Source organism: Acinetobacter sp. YH12135 (assembly GCF_013418565.1).
GTDB lineage: Bacteria > Pseudomonadota > Gammaproteobacteria > Pseudomonadales > Moraxellaceae > Acinetobacter > Acinetobacter towneri.
The window spans coordinates 1-26,656 of sequence record NZ_VPBU01000008.1 but is presented as its reverse complement, the minus strand read 5'-3'; the positions used below and the strand labels follow the sequence as shown (position 1 = coordinate 26,656).

General features: G+C 44.0%; 20 protein-coding genes and 1 rRNA gene. 7 read left to right on the top strand and 14 right to left on the bottom strand.

Annotated elements, in window-relative coordinates; genetic code table 11:
• Positions 1-60: 60 nt before the first annotated feature.
• Positions 61-882 (bottom strand): 4-hydroxy-tetrahydrodipicolinate reductase, encoded by an 822-nt coding sequence (gene dapB, locus FTU70_RS06130; protein WP_070154911.1) that lies wholly within the window; start codon positions 880-882, stop codon positions 61-63.
• 282 nt (positions 883-1,164) lie between these two features.
• On the opposite strand from dapB, the gene FTU70_RS06125 reads away from it, so the two are divergent.
• Positions 1,165-1,449, top strand: a complete 285-nt coding sequence (locus FTU70_RS06125; protein ID WP_180060316.1) for a hypothetical protein — start codon at positions 1,165-1,167, stop codon at positions 1,447-1,449.
• A gap of 95 nt (positions 1,450-1,544) precedes the next feature.
• Here FTU70_RS06125 and dnaJ read toward each other — a convergent pair whose 3' ends face one another.
• From dnaJ to FTU70_RS06105, 4 genes are all read right to left on the bottom strand, one after another.
• Positions 1,545-2,660 carry a molecular chaperone DnaJ gene (dnaJ, locus tag FTU70_RS06120; RefSeq protein WP_004970338.1) on the bottom strand — a complete coding sequence of 372 codons (1,116 nt, stop codon included), beginning with the start codon at positions 2,658-2,660 and terminating at the stop codon, positions 1,545-1,547.
• 128 nt (positions 2,661-2,788) lie between these two features.
• Complete coding sequence (locus FTU70_RS06115) at positions 2,789-3,166, bottom strand: hypothetical protein (protein WP_026438412.1); 378 nt, start codon at positions 3,164-3,166, stop codon at positions 2,789-2,791.
• A 135-nt stretch (positions 3,167-3,301) separates the two neighbouring features.
• A complete protein-coding gene (locus FTU70_RS06110) occupies positions 3,302-6,436 on the bottom strand; it encodes an efflux RND transporter permease subunit (protein WP_180060315.1) in 3,135 nt (1,044 codons plus the stop codon).
• A 3-nt stretch (positions 6,437-6,439) separates the two neighbouring features.
• Positions 6,440-7,579: an efflux RND transporter periplasmic adaptor subunit gene (locus FTU70_RS06105; RefSeq protein ID WP_180060314.1), complete on the bottom strand. Its 1,140-nt coding sequence runs from the start codon at positions 7,577-7,579 to the stop codon at positions 6,440-6,442.
• A gap of 147 nt (positions 7,580-7,726) precedes the next feature.
• Between FTU70_RS06105 and FTU70_RS06100 the strand changes: the two genes are divergently transcribed.
• The 3 genes from FTU70_RS06100 to FTU70_RS06090 all read left to right on the top strand — a co-directional run bounded on the left by FTU70_RS06100 (position 7,727) and on the right by FTU70_RS06090 (position 12,957).
• Complete coding sequence (locus FTU70_RS06100; RefSeq protein ID WP_019837343.1) at positions 7,727-8,341, top strand: TetR/AcrR family transcriptional regulator; 615 nt, start codon at positions 7,727-7,729, stop codon at positions 8,339-8,341.
• A gap of 235 nt (positions 8,342-8,576) precedes the next feature.
• Positions 8,577-11,261: a phosphoenolpyruvate carboxylase gene (ppc, locus tag FTU70_RS06095; protein WP_180060313.1), complete on the top strand. Its 2,685-nt coding sequence runs from the start codon at positions 8,577-8,579 to the stop codon at positions 11,259-11,261.
• Positions 11,262-11,658: 397 nt separating this feature from the next.
• Positions 11,659-12,957: a solute carrier family 23 protein gene (locus FTU70_RS06090; protein WP_180060312.1), complete on the top strand. Its 1,299-nt coding sequence runs from the start codon at positions 11,659-11,661 to the stop codon at positions 12,955-12,957.
• A gap of 280 nt (positions 12,958-13,237) precedes the next feature.
• On the opposite strand, the gene FTU70_RS06085 is transcribed toward FTU70_RS06090, so the two are convergent.
• The 5 genes from FTU70_RS06085 to ilvD (FTU70_RS06065) all read right to left on the bottom strand — a co-directional run bounded on the left by FTU70_RS06085 (position 13,238) and on the right by ilvD (FTU70_RS06065) (position 19,188).
• Positions 13,238-13,417: a hypothetical protein gene (locus tag FTU70_RS06085; protein ID WP_004970356.1), complete on the bottom strand. Its 180-nt coding sequence runs from the start codon at positions 13,415-13,417 to the stop codon at positions 13,238-13,240.
• 316 nt (positions 13,418-13,733) lie between these two features.
• On the bottom strand, positions 13,734-14,021 hold the full coding sequence (locus FTU70_RS06080; protein ID WP_004970358.1) for a chorismate mutase: 288 nt from the start codon (positions 14,019-14,021) through the stop codon (positions 13,734-13,736).
• Positions 14,011-15,336, bottom strand: coding sequence for a hypothetical protein (locus FTU70_RS06075; RefSeq protein WP_180060311.1), 1,326 nt, complete (start codon positions 15,334-15,336; stop codon positions 14,011-14,013). Before FTU70_RS06075 ends, FTU70_RS06080 begins: the two co-directional genes overlap by 11 nt.
• A gap of 118 nt (positions 15,337-15,454) precedes the next feature.
• Complete coding sequence (gene ilvD, locus FTU70_RS06070; protein WP_004970362.1) at positions 15,455-17,140, bottom strand: dihydroxy-acid dehydratase; 1,686 nt, start codon at positions 17,138-17,140, stop codon at positions 15,455-15,457.
• 218 nt (positions 17,141-17,358) lie between these two features.
• Positions 17,359-19,188 (bottom strand): dihydroxy-acid dehydratase, encoded by a 1,830-nt coding sequence (ilvD, locus tag FTU70_RS06065; RefSeq protein ID WP_180060310.1) that lies wholly within the window; start codon positions 19,186-19,188, stop codon positions 17,359-17,361.
• Between the two features lie 375 nt (positions 19,189-19,563).
• On the opposite strand from ilvD (FTU70_RS06065), the gene fmt reads away from it, so the two are divergent.
• Entirely contained in the window at positions 19,564-20,526 is a 963-nt protein-coding gene (fmt, locus tag FTU70_RS06060) for a methionyl-tRNA formyltransferase (protein WP_180060309.1), read from the top strand.
• Entirely contained in the window at positions 20,523-21,830 is a 1,308-nt protein-coding gene (gene rsmB / locus FTU70_RS06055; protein ID WP_180060308.1) for a 16S rRNA (cytosine(967)-C(5))-methyltransferase RsmB, read from the top strand. The genes fmt and rsmB overlap by 4 nt, the downstream gene beginning before the upstream one ends.
• A gap of 128 nt (positions 21,831-21,958) precedes the next feature.
• Here rsmB and FTU70_RS06050 read toward each other — a convergent pair whose 3' ends face one another.
• From FTU70_RS06050 to FTU70_RS06040, 3 genes are all read right to left on the bottom strand, one after another.
• A complete protein-coding gene (locus tag FTU70_RS06050; RefSeq protein ID WP_004970370.1) occupies positions 21,959-22,069 on the bottom strand; it encodes a methionine/alanine import family NSS transporter small subunit in 111 nt (36 codons plus the stop codon).
• A gap of 1 nt (position 22,070) precedes the next feature.
• A complete protein-coding gene (locus FTU70_RS06045) occupies positions 22,071-23,555 on the bottom strand; it encodes a sodium-dependent transporter (protein ID WP_180060307.1) in 1,485 nt (494 codons plus the stop codon).
• Positions 23,556-24,120: 565 nt separating this feature from the next.
• On the bottom strand, positions 24,121-25,563 hold the full coding sequence (locus FTU70_RS06040; RefSeq protein WP_180060306.1) for an aldehyde dehydrogenase family protein: 1,443 nt from the start codon (positions 25,561-25,563) through the stop codon (positions 24,121-24,123).
• 168 nt (positions 25,564-25,731) lie between these two features.
• Between FTU70_RS06040 and FTU70_RS06035 the strand changes: the two genes are divergently transcribed.
• Entirely contained in the window at positions 25,732-26,415 is a 684-nt protein-coding gene (locus FTU70_RS06035; protein ID WP_180060305.1) for a TIGR04219 family outer membrane beta-barrel protein, read from the top strand.
• A 122-nt stretch (positions 26,416-26,537) separates the two neighbouring features.
• On the opposite strand, the gene rrf is transcribed toward FTU70_RS06035, so the two are convergent.
• Positions 26,538-26,652, bottom strand: a 5S ribosomal RNA gene (gene rrf / locus FTU70_RS06030).
• Positions 26,653-26,656: the final 4 nt, after the last annotated feature.

Genomic DNA, 26,656 nt, shown 5'->3' with positions numbered 1-26,656 from the left:
TAGCGGCAGATTGAAAATTGTTCAAGTAATTTTTATCTATTTCGGATTCCTGCGCAATTTTTAAACCTGAATATCGTTAAATCCAAGAACATCTTTCATATCGTATTTACGCGCTTCGCGTCCGACTACCCACGCTGCTGCACGCACGGCACCTGCAGCAAAGTTCATGCGGTTGGTGGCTTTGTGGGTAATTTCCACACGCTCGCCATCTGCAATAAACATCGCAGTATGTTCACCCACAATGTCGCCACCACGAATGGTTTGGAAACCAATACTTTTACGTTCACGTGGCCCTGTGTGTCCTTCGCGGCAGTAAACAGCATCGTGTTTTAAATCACGACCTAAGGTTGCTGCAATGGCCTCGCCCATCATCAATGCCGTGCCTGATGGTGCATCAACTTTGTGACGATGGTGTGCTTCAATCACTTCAATATCTACGCTATCACCAAAGACTTTGGCTGCCAATTCCAACAGTTTAATAGATACGTTTACCCCTACTGAATAGTTGGCGGCATATACCACAGGCGTCTGTTGAGCCGATTCTTCTAAGAGTGCTTTTTGTTCATCATTCATGCCTGTGGTGCCAATCACAATCGCCACGCCTGCTTCACGACAAAGCTTTAAGTGCTGTGCAGTGGCGGCTGGTGCGGTAAAGTCGATTACGACATCACAGTCAGCTAATACTTGTTCTAGGCTGCCCACGACTTTCACACCGAGTGTACCCACACCTGCCAGCTCTCCCGCATCTGCCCCCAAGAGACTGCTTTCTGGGCGTTCGACTGCAGCTGCCAATTGGTAGCCCGCTTCTTGAACGGCTTGAATTAAGATGCGGCCCATACGGCCGCCTGCGCCTAATACACCAATGCGTGGAGTTGCTGACATAGCATATTCCTAAAATAGATTCTAAATTGTGCTTACTATAGCAAAACTCGCTGCCTAGACTAAATTTGTCTGCCAAGTTTTTGGGTTTATTTTTATCCGAAAGCAAGCCGAGCTGTACTGCTGATGGTCACTTTACACACCTCAGGCAAACTTTTATCGAAGCGATGCTAAAAATTTATCTCAAAATACTCATTTTTTATTTTATTTCACAAATTTGCAAACTTGTATGCGCAGACTAGCCTGCACGAATGATAACAACTGCAAAAATTAAAGGGGATTTACATGCATTCGAAGAAAATTGTATTGGCATTATTGTTGGGCATGAGCACAGCATCCGTATTTGCAGAGCCTGCACTTCAAGAAGGTGATACGCTTGAAAGCCTGTCTAAAGTCCGTATTAGCGTGACACTACAAGAACCGCTTGCGGTGGAAGTTGATACACCTGAACTTGAAGAAACAGCAGCAGAACATGGGGTTGTTGCAAGCGCTCAACCACAAACTACCGTTGAAACAGCAACCACTGAAATGGTGGATGTTTTAGAGATTGATGTACCTGAAGTCGAATAAGAGTACAGCAGATACAACAAAGGCGATCTTCAAGATCGCCTTTATTTTTTGAGTTTAGATCAGGTTGCGCTTCGACATACCTAATCTAATTTTCCTTAATCAAACAAACGATCAAAGAAAGACTTCTTCTTTGGTGATGACTGACTGCCCTCACCTTCCATCGTCGTCTGTAATTCTTTTAACAATTCACGCTGACGTGCAGTTAAATTCACAGGTGTTTCCACCACAATACGGCAGAGTAAATCGCCCTGCATACTGGTACGCACAGGTTTTACCCCTTTACCACGCAAACGGAACAATTTACCCGTTTGTGTTCCCTCAGGTACTTTCAGGCTCACGCGACCATCTAGAGTAGGAATTTCAATTTCCTTACCTAAAGCAGCATCGGCAATGCTAACAGGCACATCCATATACAGATCAGCACCATCACGCTGGAAGATTTCGTGCTCACGCACCACCACTTCTACATATAGGTCGCCCGATTGACCATCACGAATGGCTTCACCTTTACCTGTTAAGCGTACGCGGTCGCCATTGTCCACGCCAGCAGGAATGGTCACCTCAAGGGTTTGCTGACGATCTGACACACCCGAACCATGACATTTTTTACATGGGTTCTTGATAATTTTGCCCTGACCACGACAAGTGCTACAGGTTTGCTGTACCGAGAAGAAACCTTGCTGCATGCGTACTTGACCCGCACCATGACAGGTTGGACAGGTTTCAACATCATTTGGATTTTCTGAGCCTTTACCATCACAAGCTTCACATGGCGCAGGTGCTGTAAAGGTGATGGTTTTCTTAACGCCTTTGACTGCTTCTTCAAGCGTCAATTCCATCACATAGCGTAAGTCTGAACCACGGCGTTGACGTTGCTGGCCACGCCCCCCCCCACCAAAGGCTCCACCGAAAATATCTCCAAACTGGCTGAAAATATCTTCCGCACTGAAACCACCGAAGCCGCCAGCACCACCGCCCATACCACCTTCAAAGGCTTGATGGCCCATACGGTCGTACATGCTGCGTTTTTCGCTGTCTGACAGAACTTCATACGCTTCTGAAGCTTCTTTAAACTTCTCTTCAGCTTCAGGATTGTCCGGGTTACGGTCTGGATGATATTTCATCGCCAACTTACGGTAGGCTTTTTTAATTTCATCATCACTAGCGGTTTTAGAGACGCCCAAAACCTCATAATAATCACGTTTAGCCATGTCTGGCGATGCTCCTCACGGAATTCTATTTAAAACTTAACTGAAGTCTGAAATTGGGGTCAAACTGAGTTTTACAAGGGAAAGCTGTTAAAAATTTTAGCTGCCTGCTGAATAAACGCGAAAAGTCCTTAGAATACGGCTTTATTTTTCAAAAATTTGGATAGCCCTTTAATCCAAGCATTGATTAAAAATAAGAAGGCAATCACGGCAAAGACCACACCTGCTACGGTGCAGGCTTTGACCCATAAAAAGGCATCCCAAGGAAAAAAGGCCAATGGAATAAACCACAATGCAGCAAACAATGCCAATACACTGTAAATCACCACATTACGCATGATCCATAAAGCCTGTGCCTGTAACCAGACTTCAGTGCTATCGACCACAATCACTTTACGGGCATACCAATACGCCAATGCACCACTCACCACAGTAAATAAAGCAAAAAACATAAACACGTAAGAGATCGCGACAGACCGGCGAAACTTTACCAAGTTATCTTGCTTCATAATGTGATTTAACCCCATCTGTGCCATGCTTTATTTTTTAATCTGGCGCATGCTGTGACGTATGCAAAGGCTGAAAAATATAAGGTGCTACTATATTGAAATTTTCCAAGTTTCGCACCCGTTATTATGTCACTTTTACAGATTATGTGGATTTTTTTTCACTTTAAACCACTGGGCGTATAACGCAGGTAAAAAGAACAGAGTTAATAAGGTCGCGACAATTAATCCACCCATAATTGCCACAGCCATCGGGCCAAAGAAAATACTGCGAGAAAGTGGAATCATGGCCAATACTGCCGCCAAAGCGGTCAGTACAATTGGACGACAACGGCGTACCGTGGCGTTAATAATCGCATCCCACTGTAACTCTCCTGCTCGAATATCCTGCTCAATCTGATCAATTAAAATCAGGGAATTGCGCATAATCATGCCCGATAAGGCAATCGTGCCAAGCATCGCCACAAAACCAAAGGGTTTGTTAAACAGCAACAGGAACAATACCACGCCAATAATGCCGAGCGGTGCAGTTAAAAACACGATGAATGCACGGGACATGCTACGCAGCTGAATCATCAACAAAGTCATCACCACGGCAAGGAAAAATGGCATGCCTGCATTGACTGACTTTTGCCCACGTGCCGATTCTTCAACCGTGCCACCCACTTCAATTAAATAGCCACTTGGCAACTTTTCACGCAGGGCCGCCATCGGTTCAGACAGTTCTGCCACCACCGTTGCAGGTTGCAAATTGCTACGAATATCACCACGTACGGTAATGGTCGGCAAGCGGTTACGATGCCAAATTAAGCCTTCTTCAAAACGGTATTCAATGTGTGCAATTTGCGCCAACGGCACCGATGTTCCACGTGAAGTCGGTATAGCCAAACTGCTTAAAGATGCGACATCTAGGCGCTCGGTTTGATCACCACGTAAACGGATTTCAATCAGTTCACGTTTTTCACGATACTGGTTAATAGCCGCGCCACTGATAGAGCTATTAAGGAAGTTAGCTAAATCCAGACTCGACACCCCCATTTGACGGGCACGGTCTTGATCAATCTGCAATTGAATGACTTTGCTCGGCTCACCCCAATCTAAATGCACATTGGTACTGTTTGGATTGGCACTGATGGTGGCTGCGACTTGCTGTGCCCATTGTCGCACTTGTGCCAAGTCTTCTCCTGACACGCGGAATTGCAATGGATAACCCACTGGTGGGCCATTTTCCAATAATGACACGCGAGTACGCACCTCTGGCAATAACAAGCGAATTTGCTCTGATAAATTACGACGAATTTCATTGCGGTCTTCTAAGGACGATGCCAACACCACAAATTGGGCAAAACTGGCTTGCGGCAATTGCTGATCTAAGGGTAAATAGAAACGCGGTGAGCCTGTGCCAACATAGGCTACATAATTGTCGATGCCTTGTTGTTGCGCCAAGAACTTTTCAACTTTTTTAACGGCTGCTTCTGTGGCTGTTAAGGATGCACCTTCTTCAAGTTTTAAATCGACTAAAATTTCTGCCCGATTGGAAGGTGGGAAAAATTGCTGTGGTACCAATTTAAACATCGCAATTGACAGTACAAATATGCCAACTGTGATTGCAATGACGGTTTTTCGATAGCGCACACAAGTATTAACCCATCCACGAAACACTTGATAAAAGCGAGTTTGATATGGGTCGTGTAATTCACCTGCGTGCTGTAGCACAGGCTGCGGTTCAGCTTGTTTGCGTACACGCGCCCAAAAACGTTGATACCACGGCGCTCGCTGTGCATGGCGCTGAAAATCTGGCAATAATTTATCGCCCAGATAGGGTACAAACAGCACGGCAGCAAACCATGACACCACCAAAGCAATGGTCACCACTTGGAAAATTGAACGGGTATATTCCCCTGTACTTGAGGCTGCCGTGGCAATGGGTAAAAAACCTGCTGCGGTAATCAATGTCCCAGTCAGCATAGGGAAAGCAGTCGTTCGCCACGCATGACCTGCGGCTTGCAAGCGGCTATAGCCCTGCTCCATCTTAATTGCCATCATTTCAATGGCGATAATGGCATCATCCACCAACAATCCGAGCGCTAGAATAAGCGCACCGAGTGAAATCTTATGCAGCCCGACATCAAACAAATGCATACCTGCAAAAGTCATCGCCAAGACCAGTGGAATGGAAAATGCCACCACCAAACCTGTGCGAAAACCCAGTGAAAAGAAGCTGACCAAGAGCACGATAATCACCGCCTCAGCCAATACTTTCATAAATTCATTGACGCTGTGTTTTACCGCAACAGGTTGATCAGAAACCTTTTGCAGTTGCATGCCCAAAGGCAAAGTTTTTTGCAAACGGGCAAATTCTGTTTCCAGATTTTCACCCAAAGCCAGAATATCACCGCCTTTACGCATCGACACCGCAATGCCAATGCCATTTTCGCCCATAAAGCGCATACGCGGTTGAGCAGGTTCGCTAAACCCACGATAAACTTCGGCAACATCGCCCAGTTGAATGGTGGTGCCATTCACTAACAGCGGCATTTGTTTTAGCTCATCAACACTGTGCAACGCACCGCTGACACGTACCTGAATACGGTCTGAATGGGTTTCAAAAAAACCTGCGCTTGCCATGCTGTTTTGTTGTTGTAAGGCTTGCTGAATCGCGGTAACAGGAATACCGAGTTGCGCGGCTTTGGTGTTAGATAACTCAATCCATATTTTTTGATCTTGTAAACCGACCAAATTAACTTTGGCAACATCTTTGACCCGCTGTAATTGTAGCTGCAAACGGTCGGCATATTCTTTGAGGGTGGCGTAGTCATAGTCTGCGCCTGTCAGCACATAAATATTGCCAAAAGTGTCGCCAAATTCATCATTAAAAAATGGGCCTTGCACCCCTTGCGGCAGTTCATGACGAATATCATTGACCTTTTTACGCACCTTGTACCAAACATCTGGAATTTGGCTAGAACGCATGGAATCTTTGGCAATAAAAGTCACCATGGACTCGCCCGGACGCGAATAAGCCATGATGCGTTCATAGTCGCCCGTGCTCATCAATTCTTTTTCGATGCGGTCGGTGACTTGTAACGAGACCTCTTTGGCGCTCGCTCCCGGCCAATAGGTTTGAATCACCATCACTTTAAAAGTAAACGGTGGATCTTCACTTTGTGCCAGTTTGGAATAGGAAAAAATCCCGACAATGCCCAACAGCAGCATCAAGTAGACCACTAGACCTTTATTTTTCAGCGCCCATTCGGATAAGTTAAAATTCATATTTTAACGCTCCGTCTGTGTGGCCGCAGAAGCTGCCTGAGCTGTTGGATTGACTGCCTGTACAGCTTGATTGTCACGGTTAATCGGGCGAATTTTTTGTCGATCACGCAGTAAATGCACCCCACCCATCACCACATAATCTTGCGGCTGTAAGCCACTCAGTACAGGCACGCTGTCACGTCCATAAGCGCCCAATGTAACAGGAATTTGGCGCACGGTTGAGTCTGGCTGTAAGACCAAAACAAAAGCTTGTTGCCCTGTTGCCGACACGCTAGATAAAGGCACATATAAACCCTGATTGGCTTGGCGAGTCAGAAATACCCGCGCACTTTGCCCCAATTGAATCTGTGCATTGCCTTCACGTAAAGCCACTTTGACTTTAAAAGTACGCGACTGATCTGCCGCAGGGGAAATTTCTCGAACCGTACCTGCAAAACGGGTATCGGGTTGTGACCATAAACTGACCGTTGCCTCTTGCCCGACCCGAATTTCACTCACCGCTTGTTCAGGCACGCCAATCACGACTTCACGTTCTCCATCAATCGCCAATTGATAAGCGACCTGCCCTGCCGCTAAAACCTGCCCAACTTCAATATTGCGTTCAGTAATCACACCATTTTTTGTGGCACGTAACTGGTTATAGTCGGTTTGATTACTGCTGACTGCATAATTGGACTGTGCCTGTTTCAACTGTGCCATAGCATGTTGATATTGGTTTTTGACTGCATCATATTGCGAGCGACTGACGGCATTCATGGGTAATAATTGCTGAAAACGTTGCAATTCATCACTGGCAATTTTTGCAGCAGATTGCGCACTTTCCAGTTGCGCACGCGCGGCATTGAGCTGCAATGCGGCATCTTGCACATCCAGTTTTGCTAAGACTTGCCCAACTTTGACCTGATCTCCCACATCGGCAAAACGCTGTGTAACTTGCCCTGCAACCCGAAATGCCAAAGCGGTTTGCTGACGTGCTTGCACCTCGCCTGCATAGCTTTTTTGCTCAAGATGTAAACTGTTGGGCTGAGTCACCATCACCAAAGGGACTTCCTGTTCAATCTCGGTTTTTTGCTTGCTGCATCCCATTAGGGTGATACAGCACAGCAGCATCAGGCTGCCAATGAGATTCTGAGTCGTGTTCATCTAGCGTGCTCTTATTTAAACGTTTTTATTAGGGCAGAATACGCAGTATATTAAATTGATTATTTTTTAATTAATATACCACTAGGTACATTAATTAAAACTGAAGCGTCATTTTCCAGTTGTACTGATGCAAATTAGGAGGAGCGTGTGCAGATTCATGTCGGACGACCCAAAGATTTAGAAAAACGCCAACGCATTTTAATGTCGGCAAAACACTTGTTTTTAAAGTTGGGCTTTCATGGTTCTAGTATGAATCAGATTGCACGTGAAGCAGGCGTGACCAAATTAACGGTGTATAACCACTTTCAAGACAAAGCCACGTTATTTTCCTGTGCCATTGAAGAAACCTGTGAAAGTCTGCTCAAAGCACAACCTTTGGACTTGACTGCACATAGCAATTTTAAGCAGGCCTTATACCAAGCCTGTAAACTGTCCTTGAACTTGGTCAATATGCCTGAAGCGATTAAATTAGAACATTTGCTGATGGAACTGGCCTCGGAGCAAAATCCGTTGGCATTACAGTTTTACAATGCCTCACATGCCAAACTTCGCGCGATGTGGGAAAGCTTCTTTCGCCAAGCAGTAGAATTGCAGTTTATTCAGGCCGATGAACCAAAAACGCAAACTGAATTGATCGTTTCCTTACTGCATGGTTTACGTCACCATGAAGTTTTACTCGGTGTACGTGCCGTGCCCGATGCTGCACAATCTCAAAAGATTATTGAAGATGCGATTGGTATTTTTATGCTGCGTTATGGCTGAGCAAGCTAATTTTGCAGCCTCATCATGCGAAATCTAACTCTCACCTTACACATATACGAATGATCAACTGACTCATATCTCCGTCCTGTATTTCTCTCATAAATACTGCCACTTGGCACTATAACTTCAGATGCGCAAAATCCATGCAACTTTTGTAGATAGCCCGCTTGGATTGTATCTAAATCGGGGTATAGTCTTAACAGAGTAGAAAAACACAGAACATGGAGAACAACGAATGATTCAACAAATTGATGCTCCTCTACGCGATGACGTACGCTTACTTGGCAACTTATTGGGTGAAACCCTTAAGTTACACGCAGGACAAGATTTGTTTAATCAGGTCGAACAAATTCGTGCTTTATCTAAAGGCGCGCGCGATGGACAAGCCGAAGCTGAAAAACAACTCGAACAACTGTTTTTAAGTCTGGAAGATGACGAAATCTTACCGCTCACCCGTGCCTTTACCCACTTTTTGAATTTTGCCAACATCGCTGAGCAATATCATGTGGTGCGGAGCCGTCGCCAAAGCGAATTTGATGAAAATGGCGTTTCTCCAAACCCGCTAGATCACTTATTTATAAAGTTTAAAGACAACCAAATTTCTGCAGAAACACTCTTTCAACAAGTCTGCGAGCTAAAAATTGAGTTGGTTTTAACTGCGCATCCGACTGAAGTCAGCCGTCGTACCCTCATTCAAAAATATGACGATATTAATGACTGCTTGTTTAAAATGGATCAACAAAAACTGACGCCACGTGAACGTCAGGCAGTTTTGGCAGATTTAAAACAGCTGATCAGCTCGGCTTGGCAAACCGATGAAATTCGCCAACATCGCCCAACCCCTGTCGATGAAGCCAAATGGGGCTTTACCACCATCGAACAAACCCTGTGGAATGCGGTGCCTAAATTCATGCGTGAATTAGACAGCATTGTGCAGGAACACTGTGGGCAAAGCCTGCCGCTGAACGTTGCGCCTGTACGTTTCGCCTCTTGGATGGGCGGTGACCGCGATGGTAACCCGAATGTCACTCATAAAGTTACTCAAGAAGTGCTGTGGCTGTCACGCTGGAAAGCAGCAGAACTGTATTTACGTGATATTGAAAACCTGCGTTGGGAACTTTCCATTCAGCAATGCAGCCCAGAATTGGCAGATGCTTTGGGACATTTCCATGCCGAGCCGTACCGTGAATATTTACGCGACACCCGAGAACGCCTAAAAGCCACCCGCGACTGGTTAGCAGCGAAACTGCAAGGCAAAGAGGCTGATGACAGTTTGGTCATCAAAAGCAAAGACGAACTGTTACAGCCTTTATTGCTGTGTTATCGCTCGCTGACGGCTTGCCAATTATCAGACATTGCGAACGGCAAATTGTTGGATTTAATTCATCGTGTGAATTGTTTCGGCATTGAATTACTAAAACTGGATATTCGCCAAGAATCGGGACGTCATCGTCAAGCCATTTCTGCCATTACCGAATATTTAGGTTTGGGCAATTTTGAAACTTGGACTGAACAAGCGCGTCAGAACTTCTTGCTTCAAGAGCTACAAAGTAAACGTCCGTTATTGCCAAAATTCATGCAAGAACCTGCACAAAGCCTGATTCAACATCCCGATGTGCAAGAAGTGTTTGCCACCATGCGCACTTTGGCTGCACAGCCGCAGGAAAGTTTGGGCGCTTATATTATTTCCATGGCGGAATATCCAAGTGATGTATTGGCAGTGTTATTGCTGCAAAAAGAAGCGGGCATTCAGCATCCTTTGCGTGTGGTGCCGCTGTTTGAAACCCTGAAAGACTTGGATGGGGCTGCCCAGACCATGAATACCCTATTTAATATGCATTGGTACAAACAGCATATTCAGGGTAAACATGAGGTCATGATTGGCTACTCAGACTCCGCCAAAGATGCAGGTTTTATGTCTGCCAACTGGGCACAGTACCGCGCTCAGGAAGAACTGACTGCGGTAGCGCAGCAACATGCTGTGCAGCTGACCTTATTTCATGGTCGTGGTGGTTCCATCAGCCGTGGTGGTGCACCGACTCAACAAGCACTGTTCTCACAGCCACCAGGATCTATTTCAGGTGCAATTCGCGTGACCGAACAAGGCGAAATGATTCGTTTTAAATTTGGACTTGAAGGGGTTGCATTGCAAAATCTGGAAGTCTATACCGCTGCTACCTTAGAAGCGACGCTGATGCCACCACCTGTGCCGAAGGCAGAATGGCGCGAGCTCATGCATAACATGACCGAACTTTCGGTACAGGTCTACCGTCAAACTGTGCGTGAAAATCCCCATTTTGTGAAATATTTACGCACCGTTACGCCAGAGCTAGAATTGCAGATGTTGCCGCTCGGTTCACGTCCTGCAAAACGTAAAGTCAGCGGTGGAATTGAATCCTTACGTGCCATTCCTTGGGTGTTTGCATGGACGCAAATCCGTTTAATGCTGCCTGCTTGGTTAGGGACAGGCGCAGCAATTAACCAAACGCTCGATCAGGGACAAAAAGCCACTTTAGATGAAATGCTCAGCGATTGGCCGTATTTCCAGACTTTAATTGATATGCTAGAAATGGTGCTATCTAAAGCCGACAGTAATATTGCCCTGTACTACGAATCTAACCTGACCGATGACGAAGACCTGAAAGAACTCGGTGAGCAACTGCGTCAACGCCTGCGGGATGCCGTGACCACCTTACTGACTCTCAAAGGGGAATCGCAATTGCTCAGCAGCAATGATGTGCTAGATCAATCGATGCGGGTGCGTAAACCGTATTTATTGCCGCTGCATTTGCTACAGGCAGAGTTGATGAAACGTCGTCGTTTATATTTGGCAGAACAGAATGCCGAACATACCCCTGTCGATCATGCCCTCATGGTAAGCATTGCAGGGATTGCAGCAGGCTTACGCAATACAGGTTAAGCCTCTACGAATAGCACAACAAGCAGAGTCTGTACTCTGCTTGTGGCTACTGCTCTCTCTTAGAAATGACTTAGGCTGATGCTTTATAAAGCCAAACACAGTGGACATAATAGCGTGAAAGCAGACATGGACTAAGACATGCGTTACCAGGCAAAAAAACCAGCCTAAATTATGTTCAATTAAATTTATTCTTAGTCTGTTTTCATCCCGCTAATGCAGCAATACATTCTTTAAATTTATAAATAAAATTACTTATTTATATTAAATGTAAATTTTAACAAATAGTAAAATTTAATTCTAAAAATAAGCAGCTGGTCAGTTTCCTCGCAAAATTTTTAAAAAATTTAGGCAATACAAGAGTATGATGTGCTCAATTTAGCTTTTGAGTGCTTACTTTATGTCCAGTTGGTTTCCCAAATGGCGCCCTTATGAAGGCAGCATTGATGCACGTCCTGTAGGTACCAATGAGTATCTACCGCCTGCACAAACCGTTGTATTGGGGATACAACACGCATTTGCCATGTTTGGTGCCACTGTACTTGCACCTTTTTTAATGGGCTTTGATCCGAACCTTGCCATTTTAATGTCAGGGATTTGTACCATCCTGTTCTTTTTCATGACAGGTGGGCGTGTTCCAAGTTATTTAGGCTCAAGCTTTGCCTTTATTGGGGTGGTGATTGCTGCCACAGGCTATGCAGGCGCAGCAGGAGGTTTAAATGCCAATATTGGGGTCGCGGCAGGCGGGATTATTGCCTGCGGTATTTTATATGCCCTGATTGGCTTTTTAGTCATGGCTACAGGCACCCGCTGGATTGAAAAATTAATGCCACCTGTGGTGACAGGTGCGGTGGTGATGATCATTGGTTTAAACCTTGCTCCTGTCACGGTCAAAGCGGTTGCAGGCAATCCATTTAATATGTGGATGGCCTTAGTGACTGTGCTATGTATGGGCATGATTGCCGTATTTACCAAAGGTTTACTGCAACGCCTCTTGCTCCTGATTGGCTTGCTCATATCGTATCTGATCTATTTTGTAGTCACCAATGTCATGGGTTGGGGGACGCCAATTAACTTCGCACCGATTCAGCAAGCCGCTTGGTTTGGCGTACCAGACTTTCATGCGCCTGTATTTGATGTGAATGCCATGCTGATTATTGCCCCAATTGCTTTCATTTTGGTGGCAGAGAACTTGGGACACATTAAAGCAGTAGGTGCCATGACTGGTGAAAACCTCGATCCACACATTGGTAAAGCCTTTGTAGCCGATGGTATTGCCACGACCCTTGCAGGTGGTGTCGGTGCACCGGGTATGACTACCTATGGTGAAAACATTGGGGTGATGGCTGTTACCCGCGTGTATTCCACGATTATTTTTGTGGTGGCGGGGGTCTTTGCTATTTTCCTTGGCTTATCACCAAAATTTGGGGCAATCATCCATACCATTCCTACCGCCATTTTAACGGGCGCTTCGATTGTGGTATTTGGTTTGATTACCATTGCTGGCGCGAAAATCTGGATTGAAAACAAAGTCGATTTTTCTAAAAACAAAAATCTGATGGTGGCTGCCGTGACCATTATTTTAGGAACGGGTGACTTTGCGTTGCAATTGAGCAGCTTTAACTTGGGCGGGATTGGGACAGCAACTTTTGCAGCCTTGTTCCTGAACTGGTTCTTTAGTTTGCGTGATCCATCCTAATCAGAACCTGCTGTCATCTGCTGTAACCTAAGCAAATGCCGAAACAATGCAAAAAGACCGAACAACAATAATTGTTCGGTCTTTTTTTTTCCTCAAACGGTCTGTCTAGAATAAACCGTTTTAAGAGATCATGCTTTTGCTGTGGCTTATTTCTGTTTTTTAAGCTCTTGCTTAAGTTGCTTCAATTTGCCTTTATGTTTTGAAATCTTTTTCAAACGTGCTTTGATTTTTTGCTTCAAAGATTTAACTTGCTTCGCCATGGTATTACTCCTTAGTAAGGCTATTCGTTACCATTGTGTTGTTTCACAAAACTACGAATAAATTTTCTTAATTCACGAGCAGCACTAGTATCAAGTTCTTCACATAAACGAATAAATTCATCACGTTCAGTACTATTAATACGAATTAAAAGTTGTCCATCTTTCTTGCCTGTCTTTATTTTTTTGATTTGCTCGTTCATTGCTGATCTCTCCAAAATAAAGACTGCTTTGCAAAAGATGTATATACAATATATATACTTTTTAAAATAAAGCAAACTTACAATGTTAAAAAATGTAATAAAATCATATTCTTTTTTTTACCAATACTTTTTAAAAACCCAGCAAAGCCAAGACAGGCAAGGCTTTGCGCTTAAAACCACCTGCAGAAAAATAAGCAAATTATTTTTAAAAATTATGCTTTGAATACCAAGATGGCATATAAATACGCGGTTTTACCGCAAAAACGCAAAGTTTGGGCTACGTTTGAAGCATCGCCCAAACTTAGGGATAGATCAATTAAGGACGGAATTCTTTTAATTCACGCTGAATAAAATGCTGAATCATATCGTGATACAAACGCTCGACCATGTCAGGATCGACTGCATGTTGCACAGCCAAAGTACGGACTTTTTCAATCACTTCTTTCACGCGCTGCGGTGACTGTACATCTTCCACAGTCTGTTTATGGCGCATGGCCTGATCGACATAAAACTGACGCGATGCAATCAGTTCAATTAAAGCCACATCAATTTGGTCTATTTTGTCACGTGCTTGTTGTAATGAGTTTACTTTTTCATTGTTCATGGGCTTGGGCTACACTTTCAGTTTCAGTTTCGGTTTCGGTTTCACTCTTATACTTTTCTTCTAACACATTACTGAAAATACTTTCAATCATCCACACCCGATATAAGCTATTAAACACGTAGCTTTGCCCATCTATACGCAATTCCAACACAGGAAAATCGGGCTGAGATTTCATTTCACACAGCATATCATTTTCTTTGAGCAACTCAGTCACATCCGCTGTGGTCAGTTGATCTAACTCCAGATCACGCTGCATACGCTCAAAATGCGCTTTAAAGGATAAATCCTGCCCCCTCGTCCATACCGCCTGCAAAATACGATACATGGCATCCACACGCTGTTCTTCAGGCGCACTGTAATACAGTTGTGCCATTTGATAAGTCGCCTGCTCAGTCGGGCGGCAAAACGGCGTAAACGCAACATCAGTACGTTTAGATAAACGTGTTGCCAAACTCCAGTCAAACCAGTCGCGTCCATGATAAGACAAGGGATACACATTCAAATGGATATTGTAATAGGCAGCTAATTCTTCTTTGATATACGCCAATAACAACCAAGAAATCGGGTCTTCCAGTGCAATATACAAATCCAGTTCAGGGTCGAGTGCCTGAATTTCATTGAGTTCTTCGGCATCACTAATTAAATGTTCTCGCCATTCAATGTGATTGATCAAGAAAATAGGATTATCGGTGAGTAATTTTTGTTGTTTTAAACGGCGTGTCAAACGCAATAAATCATCGACCGCATGATATTTACGTCCACCAAACTCAAAATAACTGGCCAATACAGGTGCATCATCAAAAACCCGTTCAGGAAAATCCTGAATTTGATGATGACGGCTGGACATGGCATATAAAGTGCGTAATTTACCCGACTGCTTTTGCCACAGCATGTGGAACACATCTTCGAGTAAATACAAAAAATCCTGACCACGTAACGGCGTATGCCGCAAAATGGTTTCTGCCTGCATTAAGGCTTCTGCAGTCGGTGATTCAGGGGTATCGTGAAAACTAAACCGATGTTGTTTGGCAAGAATTTGTGCATCTTGAATACAGTAATTTTGCCATTCTGCAGCCGACATTTGATTCGGTGCATCGCCACTTTGCCGCGAAATCACCACGGTTAAAGGTTTTAATTCATCGGCCAGAATATCTTCTAATTGCGGCAACTCCTGTACCGCCAAATAGCTATATACATCATCTAGACGCAAATGCACACTCAGTCCGTGTTCCGTGGGCAACACCGCTTGCCGAGATGGTTTTTGATAAAACCAACTCGATCTGATCGGATCGAACCAACGGCGTAACAGTGACATGAGATCAGCCTCTAAAAAGAAAATCCTTGTGGTTTGGGGACAAGCCACATGCAAATCATGTGCGCTCGTCCTTCAATAGTACACAAGGATTTATATCAATTCATATAAAAATGATCAATTAGACCTCTAAATTCAGATCAGTCACTGCACCTTTTTCTGCGCCCGATGCCAATTTAGCAAATTTCGCCAATGCACCATGGGTATAGTTTGGCTTTGGTTTGACCCATGCCGCTTTACGTGCTGCCATTTCCTCTTCCGACACATGCCAAGTCATTTCACGGGTTTCGGCATTAATCGAAATTTTATCGCCATTTTTCACCAGACCAATTGGCCCGCCTTCATACGCTTCTGGGGTCACATGCCCAATCACAAAACCGTGACTGCCACCCGAAAAACGTCCATCGGTAATTAACGCGACTGAATTACCCAAACCTTTGCCAATAATTGCAGAAGTTGGTTTCAGCATTTCTGGCATACCCGGGCCACCTTTAGGGCCTTCACCACGAATCACCACCACTTCACCTTCTTGCACTTCACCATCTAAAATGCCGCGCATCGCGCCAATTTCACCTTCAAAAACGCGTGCAGGGCCTTCAAAATACAAGCCTTCTTTGCCTGTAATTTTTGCCACTGCACCCGTAGGTGATAAGTTGCCTTTTAAAACCACCAAGTGCGAATCTTTTTTGATTGGTGCATCAAACGGTAAAATAATTTGCTGACCTTCAGGATAATCAGCAACATCGGCCAAGTTTTCTGCCAAAGTTTTACCTGTAACCGTTAAACAAGAACCATCGAGCATGCCTGCATCTAGCATGCGTTTCATCAATGGTTGAATTCCGCCAATGGCAATCAGCTCCGACATTAAATACTTGCCCGATGGACGTACATCGGCCACCACTGGAGTTTCCTGACCAATACGCACGAAATCATCTAGTGTCAGTTCAACCCCTGCAGAATGTGCCATGGCAATTAAATGCAGTACACCATTGGTCGATCCACCCAAAGCAATCAGCACTTTAATGGCATTTTCAAAGGCAGATTTGGTCATAATGTCACGTGGTTTAATATCCAGACGTAACAGATTCATGACTGCTTCGCCTGCACGTTGGCAGTCATCCATTTTATCTTGAGAAACAGCTTCTTGTGCCGAAGACCCTGGTAAACTCATGCCCAATGCTTCAATGGCCGATGCCATAGAGTTCGCGGTGTACATGCCACCACATGAGCCTGCACCTGGCAAAGCCACTTCTTCGATCTGCTTGACCTGAATTTCGTTAATTTCACCTTTGGCGTGCTGACCCACGGCTTCAAATACCGAAATAATATCGGTGTGTCCTGCACCAGGTTTAATCGTTCCGCCATAAACAAACAAGCCTGGACGGTTTAAACGCGCCAGTCCCATAATGCAACCTGGCATGTTTTTATCACAGCCACCAATTGCAATCACACCATCATAGGCCTGACAACCCACCACGGCTTCAATTGAATCGGCAATGATTTCACGTGAAACCAGTGAATATTTCATACCCTCAGTACCGTTTGAAATACCGTCTGAAATGGTGATGGTATTGAAAATAATGCCTTTACCACCCGCTTGATTCACGCCTGTTTCTGCTTCGCGCGCCAAGCCATCAATATGCATATTACATGGTGTGACATTGGCCCAAGTCGATGCAATGCCAATAAATGGACGAGTAAAATCTTCATCCTTAAAACCCACCGCACGCATCATGGAGCGTGCAGGTGCATTTTCAATGCCTTCATAGACTTCGGCTGAATGTTCGCGGATATTCTGTTTACTCATGGCTGATTCCTTAGCGAGATGGGTGAAATGTCGTGTTCATTATGACGATTTATTTTATTTTTCATTGTATCGAAAGCGGGCAGGATGTAAACGAAAATGCCTGTCTAATTTCATTGCTCAAATTTGCTGCACTACTAACATTGCTCAATGCAGGCTCATAAAAAAGCACCCCAATTTTGGAGTGCTTTTTTGTGGCAGCTTAAATTGCCAATTCCTGCTTAGATTTCACGTACCGCACCTTTTGCCGCACTGGTAGTGTGCATAGCATAGGCTTTCAACGCTTTAGAAATTTTACGTGGACGTTCTTCTGCAGGATGCCAGCCTTTAGCTTCTTGCGCTTCACGACGTGCCGCCATGGTTGCGTCATCTACCGCCAAGTGAATGCTGCGGTTTGGAATATCAATTTCGATACGGTCACCATCTTCAACCAGACCAATCGCGCCACCTTCAGCCGCTTCTGGAGAAACGTGACCAATTGAAAGACCTGAAGAACCGCCCGAGAAACGACCATCAGTCAGTAATGCACATTCTTTACCTAAACCTTTCGATTTCAAATAGCTGGTTGGATAGAGCATTTCTTGCATACCCGGGCCGCCACGTGGGCCTTCGTAGCGAATCACCACCACATCACCTGCGGTGATTTTACCGCCCAAGATCGCATCCACTGCAGCATCCTGACTTTCAAAAACACGTGCCGTACCGTTGAATTTTAGAATGGAATCATCTACCCCTGCAGTTTTTACAATACAGCCATCTAAAGCAATATTGCCGTAAAGTACCGCCAAACCACCATCTTTAGAGAAAGCGTGTTCTGCATTACGAATCACACCATTGTCACGGTCACCATCTAAACGTGAATAGTAACGGTCTTGTGAGAATGCTGTTTGGGTGGGTACGCCGCCCGGTGCAGAACGGAAGAACTGGTAAACCTCTTCATTTTCGGTACGCATGATGTCCCATTTATCCAACGCATCTTTTAACGTCGCTTCGTGAACTGTTCCTACAGAAGTATCCAATAAACCTGCGCGATCCAGCTCACCTAAAATAGACATGATACCGCCCGCACGGTGTACATCTTCCATGTGAACATCTTGTTTTGCAGGTGCAACTTTACACAAAACAGGTACTTTGCGTGATAAACGGTCAATATCATCCATGGTGAAATCCACACCTGCTTCATTGGCAGCCGCCAACAAGTGCAATACGGTGTTGGTTGAACCGCCCATGGCAATGTCCAACGTCATAGCATTTTCATAAGATGCTTTGGTTGCAATTGAACGTGGCAATACGCTGTAATCGTCTTGTTCATAATGGCGTTTGGCCAATTCCACAATCAACTGACCTGCTTTATCAAACAGTTTTTTACGGTTGGCGTGAGTTGCTAGAATTGAGCCGTTGCCCGGTAAAGATAAACCTAGAGCTTCTGTTAAGCAGTTCATTGAGTTTGCAGTGAACATCCCTGAGCATGAACCACAAGTTGGGCATGCTGAGCGCTCATATTCAGCGACTTCTTCATCGGTATAGTTGTCATCTGCCGCCACAATCATCGCATCAATCAAGTCAATCGCGTGTTCATTGCCACGAATTTTGACTTTACCTGCTTCCATTGGGCCGCCAGATACAAACACCACTGGAATGTTTAGGCGCATGGCAGCCATCAGCATCCCTGGGGTAATTTTGTCACAGTTGGAGATACAGACCATAGCATCGGCACAGTGCGCGTTGACCATGTATTCTACCGAATCGGCAATCAAGTCACGTGATGGCAATGAATACAACATGCCGTCATGGCCCATGGCAATCCCGTCATCTACGGCAATGGTGTTAAATTCTTTGGCAACACCACCTGCCGCCTGAATTTGCTCTGCCACCATTTGACCGAGGTCTTTTAAATGCACATGGCCAGGTACAAATTGGGTAAATGAGTTGACCACCGCAATAATCGGCTTACCGAAATCTTCGTCTTTCATACCCGTTGCACGCCATAAGCCGCGTGCACCCGCCATATTTCTTCCGTGTGTCGATGTTTTTGAACGATAGTCAGGCATTATAAAGTTCCAACTTGGTTGTGCTGAAATGAATCTGAAATTCATTCTGGCGAAATAATACTGTTTGCAAGATCTGTATCACTGCAAAACAGTTTAAGAATCTTTGTATTTTACTACAGCTTGAGGTAGTAAGGCTGCTGCTTTACCAACTTTATGATGGATAAAAAGTGACGAGAACCCACAGCACCTTGTTGATCATACTGAATTCAATACAAAACTTTCATGAATAATTTTTAAATTTTGCATAACTCATTTTTATCATAATAATTTACAGCGCAGTACAGCGACAAGTTGGATTTGTTACAACCCGTTCCGACCTTTGAGCCGCAATTTGTTATAATTGCCGCGTCATCTAAAACTATGGGTTGATTTCCATTGAAAATCGTTTTTGCAGGTACGCCTGAATTTGCTGCAAGCGCTTTGGCAGCACTCCTGAACACCGAACATGAGATTGTCGCGGTTTACACCCAGCCTGACCGTAAAGCAGGACGCGGACAAAAACTCACAGCATCTGCGGTGAAGCAATTGGCTCTTCAACACGATCTTCCTGTCTATCAACCTTTGCATTTTAAATCATCTACCGAAGAAGGTCTGGCGGCCCAACAAGAATTAGCTGCATTGAATGCCGATGTGATGGTGGTTGCGGCCTATGGTTTAATCTTGCCACAAGTGGTTTTAGATACGCCTAAATATGGCTGCTTGAATATTCACGGTTCTTTATTGCCACGTTGGCGTGGTGCAGCACCGATTCAGCGTGCTATTGCCACAGGTGATACCGAAACAGGCATTACCATTATGAAAATGGCTGCAGGCTTAGATACAGGCGATATGATGTATAAAACCCTGTGCCCAATTACTGCCACAGACACTTCTGCTACTTTACATGACAAACTGGCACAGCAAGGTGCTGAAGCGATTGTTGAAGTATTGGCTTCAGAGCAAAAATTACAAGACTATTTGGCTGCGCGTGAAGTGCAAGATGAAGCCTTGACGGTGTATGCACACAAACTGACCAAAGCCGAAGCACAAATTGACTGGTCACAAACTGCAGCCGAAATTGACCGTAATATCCGTGCCTTTAACCCGTGGCCGGTGGCGTTTATCCCTTTAGATGACACTCAAAACTTGCGCGTCTGGGGTTCAGCATTATCGGATGAATCTGCACAAGGCAAAGCTGCAGGCACAATTTTAAAACTGGACAAACAAGGCGTACACGTCGCTTGTGGCGATCAACAAGCGGTGTGCTTAAGCTCATTGCAATGGCCAGGCGCTAAACCACTGAATCCTGTGCAAATCATTCAAACCCAAAAACTTCAAACAGGACAAGTTCTCGCATGAGCCATTCTGAATCAGGCAACTCACATTTGAACTTGCGTGCCCAAGTCATCCGTACGCTATTGGCTGTACAACAAGGGCAATCATTGGCGAGCGTTTTACCTGCACATTTAAGTAAAGTCGCAGAACGTGACCGCGCCTTGTTTCATGAACTGGTTTTGGGCACTTTGCGTCAATGGTATGCCCTAAAAAGCATTACTTTGCCGCTGTTGGTGAAACCACTCAACAATGAAACCGTTGAAACCTGTTTATATGTTGGCTTATATCAAGTGCTTTGCACCCGTGTAGCCAGTCATGCCGCAATTTCAGAAACCGTAACTGCAGCCAAACAATTGGGCTATCAAGCACTCAGCGGTGTGGTGAATGCGATTCTGCGTCGTGTTTCACGTGAAACATCGGAATTTCAAACGGCTTTGGCCAAAGCACATGGTTTGCCAAGTTGGTTGTATAAACGCTTGAAAAAAGATTGGCCTGAACAACTAGAACAACTGACGCAAACTTTAAAGCAAACCGCGCCGCTAACATTAAGAGTCAATACACGCCAAATCAGCCGTGATGACTATTTAGAAATTTTGCAGGAACAAGAGATTGCTGCAGAAGCTTGCACCGTGTCTGAAGTCGGTATTGTGATGCTGCAAAATGTGCACATTCCAGACTTGCCTGGTTTTGATGAAGGCGTATTTTCCGTTCAGGATGAACATGCTCAACTGTGTGCAACGCTCTTGCCAAATTTAGATGGCAAAGTCGTGGTCGATGCCTGCGCAGCACCCGGCGGTAAAACAGCGCATCTGCTCGAAAAATTTCAGCCTAAAAAATTGATAGCCTTAGATCAGGATGCCAAACGTCTGTTACGTGTCAGCGAAAACCTAGAACGTCTGCAACTGAATCAAGAAGCGCAAGTCGAAATTTTGGCTGCCGATGCAACCACATGGAATGCCAGTGAAGCAGTAGACTGTATTGTATTGGATGCACCATGTTCTGCAATTGGAGTCTTGCGTCGTCATCCAGATATTCGTTTGCTGCGTCAATCTAGCGATATTCAGCAGACGGTGGTATTACAGCAACAGATTTTGCAGCAGATGTGGCAACAGCTCAAAGTTGGTGGCACCTTGCTTTACATTACCTGCTCGGTTTTAAAAGCCGAAAATGAACAGCAAATGCAGCAATTCTTTTCCGAACATCAAAATGCCAAAGAAGTCAAAATAGATGCAGATTGGGGTATTCCACAATTATATGGACGCCAATTATTGCCGCAAGAAGGACGCGGTGATGGTTTTTATTATTGTTGTATTGAAAAAACCGCCTAAGCTATTTCTGTTTTAACGATTCTTCTCATTGAATAGCCTTTCCAAAAAAATAACCCTTGAATCAATCAAGGGTTATTTTATTTAGCCAGTGCAATGTTTTAAAGCATCACACCCACTCAATAAAGTGCTTAGTCTTCAAGTTCATCTGGGTTTTTGATCAGGTGAATCATCGCCAAAACTAAACCACCCCAAAGTACCACTGTTGAAATAATCAACATCACCAATGCAGATGTATTCATGTTATTTCTCCGCTGCGTCGTGATCTTTTAAGCGGCTAAGCAATACCGCACCAAGAATAAAGAGCACCACGGTACCACCACCCACGGTGAGTAAAATGTGTAATGGATAACCCCCATAGCCTTCTGCAAAAATAGATTTCAGGGTTAAGCCTAAAGCCACGAGCAATGAAAGCGGAGTCACGATGGTTAACAGGAAATTCCAGCCCCAACCCAATTTAATGCTTGAGTATTGGTTAACGTGTTGCTGCAATTCTTTGAGCAATGGACGACGGAACCAAGTTACCAAAATAATCGACAATAAACCACCACCAACAATACCAATGTTGTTGGCAAAGTAGTCAATGATGTCGACAAAAGTGATCGCGCTGTGGGTAGAGAATAAAATGGTTGAAACAATCGCTGAACCACCCGCAATGATGGTTACTGCACGCTTACGCGACCAACCCAGTTTGTCTTGGAACGCAGCAATGGGCACTTGCAGAATACTCACCATTGAGGTCACCCCTGCAACCGTCAATGAAGCGAAAAATAAGAAACCAAATAAATCGCCACCTGCACCCAAGCTGGAAATGATTTTCGGGAATGCAATAAAGGCTAAACCAATACCGCCCGAAACCACTTCATCTACCGATGAACCTGCGCTGTACGCCATGAAACCAAGCGCAGCAAAAATACCAATACCCGCTAAAATTTCAAAAGATGAGTTTGCAAGTGCAACCACCAAGCCTGAACCAGTCAAGTTGGTTTTACGTTTTAGGTAAGATGAGTAGGTCAACATAATCCCGAAACCCACTGAAAGTGAGAAGAAGATATGACCAAAGGCAGCTAACCATACTTTATAGTTCGCCATCGCTTCCCAGTTAGGCGTAAAGAAAGCATTTAAGCCATCGACTGCACCCGGTAAACGTAAAGCTTGAACCACGAGAATAGAGAACAAAATCAGCAAAAGTGGTATAAAGATTTTATTGGACAGCTCAACCCCTTTTTTCACCCCACCATATAAAATGAACATCACCACCGTCCATACGATGACCAAGCCAATAAATAAAGTAGGTACAAAACCAAAGGCTAAGCCTTCACCATTTTGTAAGTAGCTTGTGAAAAAGAATTTTTCAGTGTCTGTTCCCCATTGCTGACCAATGGAATAGAACATATAACTGCCTGCCCAAGACAATACGCTGGCATAGTAAATACCAATCAGCAAAGTCACCATCACCTGCCACCAGCCCAATGCTTCACTGTTCATGAGCTTTTTATAAGCGGTTGGTGGTGCTTTACGGTATTTATGTCCGACTGCATAGTCCAAAAACAGCAATGGCAAACCTGCGGCAAAGATCGCAATTAAATAAGGGATTAAAAATGCGCCGCCGCCATTTTCATAGGCAACATAAGGGAAACGCCAAATATTGCCCAACCCGACCGCAGAACCAATGGCTGCGATAATAAAGCCTGATCGCGCGGACCAACTCTCACGAGAATCTGTCATAGAACACCTAAACTTCAGGCTATTTTTTGCTGCTTGTTTTTTAATTCTGATCTTTTATATAAATAACTTGCTTTTTCATTAGCTTAAATTTACTTTATATAACGGTACTTTAGCGCACGCAAAAAATATCCTGCAAAAAATGAAAATCTGGGTGTTTGCTTTAGAGTCACACCTTTTGAGCATCAAATTCTAAAGGTCAAACAGCGAAATATTCGGAAAATCTTGCTTAAAGTCTTTGCCCAATATTGCGCTTTTGTATGGCTTAACAATACTCATTTTTGAACAATTTTTCTGTAAATTCTGCTTAGAAAGATGCTTTTTGTATGCATTTTTTTAATCAAACGTTCAAATTCCACTCCATTTTGACTTTATTTTTTAGTTATAAATCGTATAACTATTTGGAATGAAATTTTGATGCTATTTGAGTTATTTTAATTTTCATCTATTTTAGCAGCGCTGTAGCCTATTATTCACCGAACTACAGCACTGTAATCAATCATCTCAAAATTCAGAGTTAACTCATCCTTTCTCTTTATTTATAACGATACATCATTAGATCAGATACTTAACGCTTAATTACCAATAAACGCTCTTCCTGCATATCCCGAATAGCAGATTGAATCCCTTCACGCCCTAAACCTGAATCCTTCACGCCACCATAAGGCATATTGTCCACACGGAACGATGGAATATCATTAATAATCACCCCACCAATTTGTAACTGATCCCATGCGTACAGCATTTTTTCCAAGCTTTGTGTATAAATACCTGCCTGTAAACCAAAACGGCTTTGGTTGATACGTGCAATTCCTTGCTCAAAAGATGAATATTTTTCCAAAATGGCAACAGGGCCAAAAACTTCATCTTTATAAACCTCCAAGTTTGGATCGACCTGTTCCAATAAAGTCGGCTCAAACATCACACCTTTCAGCTCGCCACCTGCCAATATTTTTGCGCCTTTTTTCACTGCTTTATCAATCCACTTTTGCAAGCGCTGTGCTTCAGCTTCCTTAATCATTGGCCCGACCAAAGTACTGTCTAAATCAGGATCTGCTGCTTTAATTTTCTTGAGCTGGCTCACGAGTTTCTTTTTCAGTTCGGCATACACGTCGGCATGCACCAAAATACGTTGCACACTAATACACACCTGCCCAGCATGATTATACGCTCCACCAATTAAGCGATGAATCAATGCATCATTCAGGTCAGTATCGGGTTCAATCATCACCGCTGCATTGCCGCCCAACTCTAGTGTTACTTTTTTGCGTCCTGCGCGGGCTTTCATATCCCAACCCACCACATCTGAACCCGTAAAACTGAGCAGTTTAAAGCGGTCATCCGTGACTAAAACATCGGCTTGCTCACGCTCACAAGGCAATACCGAAAACGCACCTTTAGGTAAATCTGTTTCTGCCAACACTTTTGCAATTTTCAATGCTGAAATAGGCGTGGCACTGGCAGGTTTTAATACAAAAGGACAACCTGCAGCAATCGCGGGCGCAATTTTATGTGCAGTTAAATTCAACGGAAAATTAAAAGGGCTGATCAAAGACACAGCACCAATGGGTACATGCTTGACCATCCCTTGATAATTCGCAGCAGCAGCCGTCACCGCCAAGGGTAAAATACGTCCTTCATCTAGCTGCGACACCGCATCTGCCGCAATTTGAAAGGTATTAATTAAACGCTCGACTTCTGCCATCGCGGCCAGACGTGGTTTTCCACCTTCGGCAATTAAAATTTCAACCAATTCTTCACGCATGTTTTGAAAACGCTGCACACAATGCAGCAGAATTTTTTGTTTTTGAAAGGGCTGTAATTTTGCCATTTCTGCTTCAGCTTTTATTGCTGCACGAATAGCTTTTTCAATACTTCTTGCATCGGCAAGTGCAACACGCGCATATACTTTTTGAGAATATTTATGCTGAACGGCTAGCCATTGCCCTGTTTCTACTGCTTTATTGGCAAGATAGAGCGGATAATCGACAGGTGGATGGACATTTTGCATACTGAAATCCTCTATATTTGGCGCGAATTAGGCTATATTTTTACAAGAATTTTGATTGAAGAAAATGTATGATGCGCTAAGTTGGACAATATTTCACATGATTTTTTGTCACGAGAACATCACCACACTATTCATCCCAACTGATGATGACAAAATACTAGGGTTTATATGCTTACATTACAACGTTTTGCTTTAGCATGCAGTTTAATTGGTTGTTCAGCGGTGCATGCCGATATTATTGGGGTAAAAGCCAGTGTAGATTATTGGAAATATAACATAGACTGGAATCAGGCTCAGTTCTCGCCAAACTTAGATGATGATTTTGCCATACCCTTCAGTCTGGCAGTGGAACATCCTGTGCCTTTTTTACCCAATGCCAAAATTAAACATGCCAATTTGCAGGCCGAAAGCGAGCAAAGCACTGCTGGCGTAAAAATCAATCAGTTGGATTTAGATTACTCAGACTTCATTTTGTATTATGAAATTTTAGATAATATTGTTGCCGCAGATGTTGGATTTGGCGCCAAAGTACTTGAAGGCGACTTAAGATCGAATTTGTTTTCGACACAAGACGTCAGTGAAACTTTACCTATGCTGTATGCAGAAGCAGCAGTTAAATTACCGTTTACGGGTTTAAGTGCCAAAGCTGAAGCAAATTACGCAAAAAATAGCGACAATGAAGTTCGTGATGCTCAGGCAGAAATTAAATATAACTTTATAGATGCCATTTTAGTCGATGTTGGTTTAAAAGCAGGTTATCGCATTTTAGATATTAAGCTCAATCAAGATTCCAATCAGGAAACTCAATTAGAATTTAAAGGCCCATATTTAGGTTTAGAAGCACATTTCTAAGCATCTGATATTTATATAAGTTTAAAACCCTTAAATTATATTTAAGGGTTTTTTTATTCATTCTACTTTTCTTTTTTACATAAAAAACACCCCCAACGCTAGTTGAGGGTGTTTGAATAATGAGCTGGCGATGACTTACTCTCACATGGGTAACCCCACACTACCATCAGCGCGAAGAGGTTTCACTTCTGAGTTCGGGAAGGGATCAGGTGGTTCACTCTTGCTATGGTCGCCAGCACAA

Excerpts from the sequence above, each read along its gene's own strand:
- dapB (WP_070154911.1), bottom strand. The coding sequence starts at position 882 with ATGTCAGCAACTCCACGCATTGGTGTATTAGGCGCAGGCGGCCGTATG.
- FTU70_RS06125 (WP_180060316.1), top strand. The coding sequence starts at position 1,165 with ATGCATTCGAAGAAAATTGTATTGGCATTATTGTTGGGCATGAGCACA.
- dnaJ (WP_004970338.1), bottom strand. The coding sequence starts at position 2,660 with ATGGCTAAACGTGATTATTATGAGGTTTTGGGCGTCTCTAAAACCGCT.
- FTU70_RS06115 (WP_026438412.1), bottom strand. The coding sequence starts at position 3,166 with ATGAAGCAAGATAACTTGGTAAAGTTTCGCCGGTCTGTCGCGATCTCT.
- FTU70_RS06110 (WP_180060315.1), bottom strand. The coding sequence starts at position 6,436 with ATGAATTTTAACTTATCCGAATGGGCGCTGAAAAATAAAGGTCTAGTG.
- FTU70_RS06105 (WP_180060314.1), bottom strand. The coding sequence starts at position 7,579 with ATGAACACGACTCAGAATCTCATTGGCAGCCTGATGCTGCTGTGCTGT.
- ppc (WP_180060313.1), top strand. The coding sequence starts at position 8,577 with ATGATTCAACAAATTGATGCTCCTCTACGCGATGACGTACGCTTACTT.
- FTU70_RS06090 (WP_180060312.1), top strand. The coding sequence starts at position 11,659 with ATGTCCAGTTGGTTTCCCAAATGGCGCCCTTATGAAGGCAGCATTGAT.
- FTU70_RS06085 (WP_004970356.1), bottom strand. The coding sequence starts at position 13,417 with ATGAACGAGCAAATCAAAAAAATAAAGACAGGCAAGAAAGATGGACAA.
- FTU70_RS06080 (WP_004970358.1), bottom strand. The coding sequence starts at position 14,021 with ATGAACAATGAAAAAGTAAACTCATTACAACAAGCACGTGACAAAATA.
- FTU70_RS06075 (WP_180060311.1), bottom strand. The coding sequence starts at position 15,336 with ATGTCACTGTTACGCCGTTGGTTCGATCCGATCAGATCGAGTTGGTTT.
- ilvD (WP_004970362.1), bottom strand. The coding sequence starts at position 17,140 with ATGAGTAAACAGAATATCCGCGAACATTCAGCCGAAGTCTATGAAGGC.
- ilvD (WP_180060310.1), bottom strand. The coding sequence starts at position 19,188 with ATGCCTGACTATCGTTCAAAAACATCGACACACGGAAGAAATATGGCG.
- rsmB (WP_180060308.1), top strand. The coding sequence starts at position 20,523 with ATGAGCCATTCTGAATCAGGCAACTCACATTTGAACTTGCGTGCCCAA.
- FTU70_RS06050 (WP_004970370.1), bottom strand. The coding sequence starts at position 22,069 with ATGAATACATCTGCATTGGTGATGTTGATTATTTCAACAGTGGTACTT.
- FTU70_RS06045 (WP_180060307.1), bottom strand. The coding sequence starts at position 23,555 with ATGACAGATTCTCGTGAGAGTTGGTCCGCGCGATCAGGCTTTATTATC.
- FTU70_RS06040 (WP_180060306.1), bottom strand. The coding sequence starts at position 25,563 with ATGCAAAATGTCCATCCACCTGTCGATTATCCGCTCTATCTTGCCAAT.
- FTU70_RS06035 (WP_180060305.1), top strand. The coding sequence starts at position 25,732 with ATGCTTACATTACAACGTTTTGCTTTAGCATGCAGTTTAATTGGTTGT.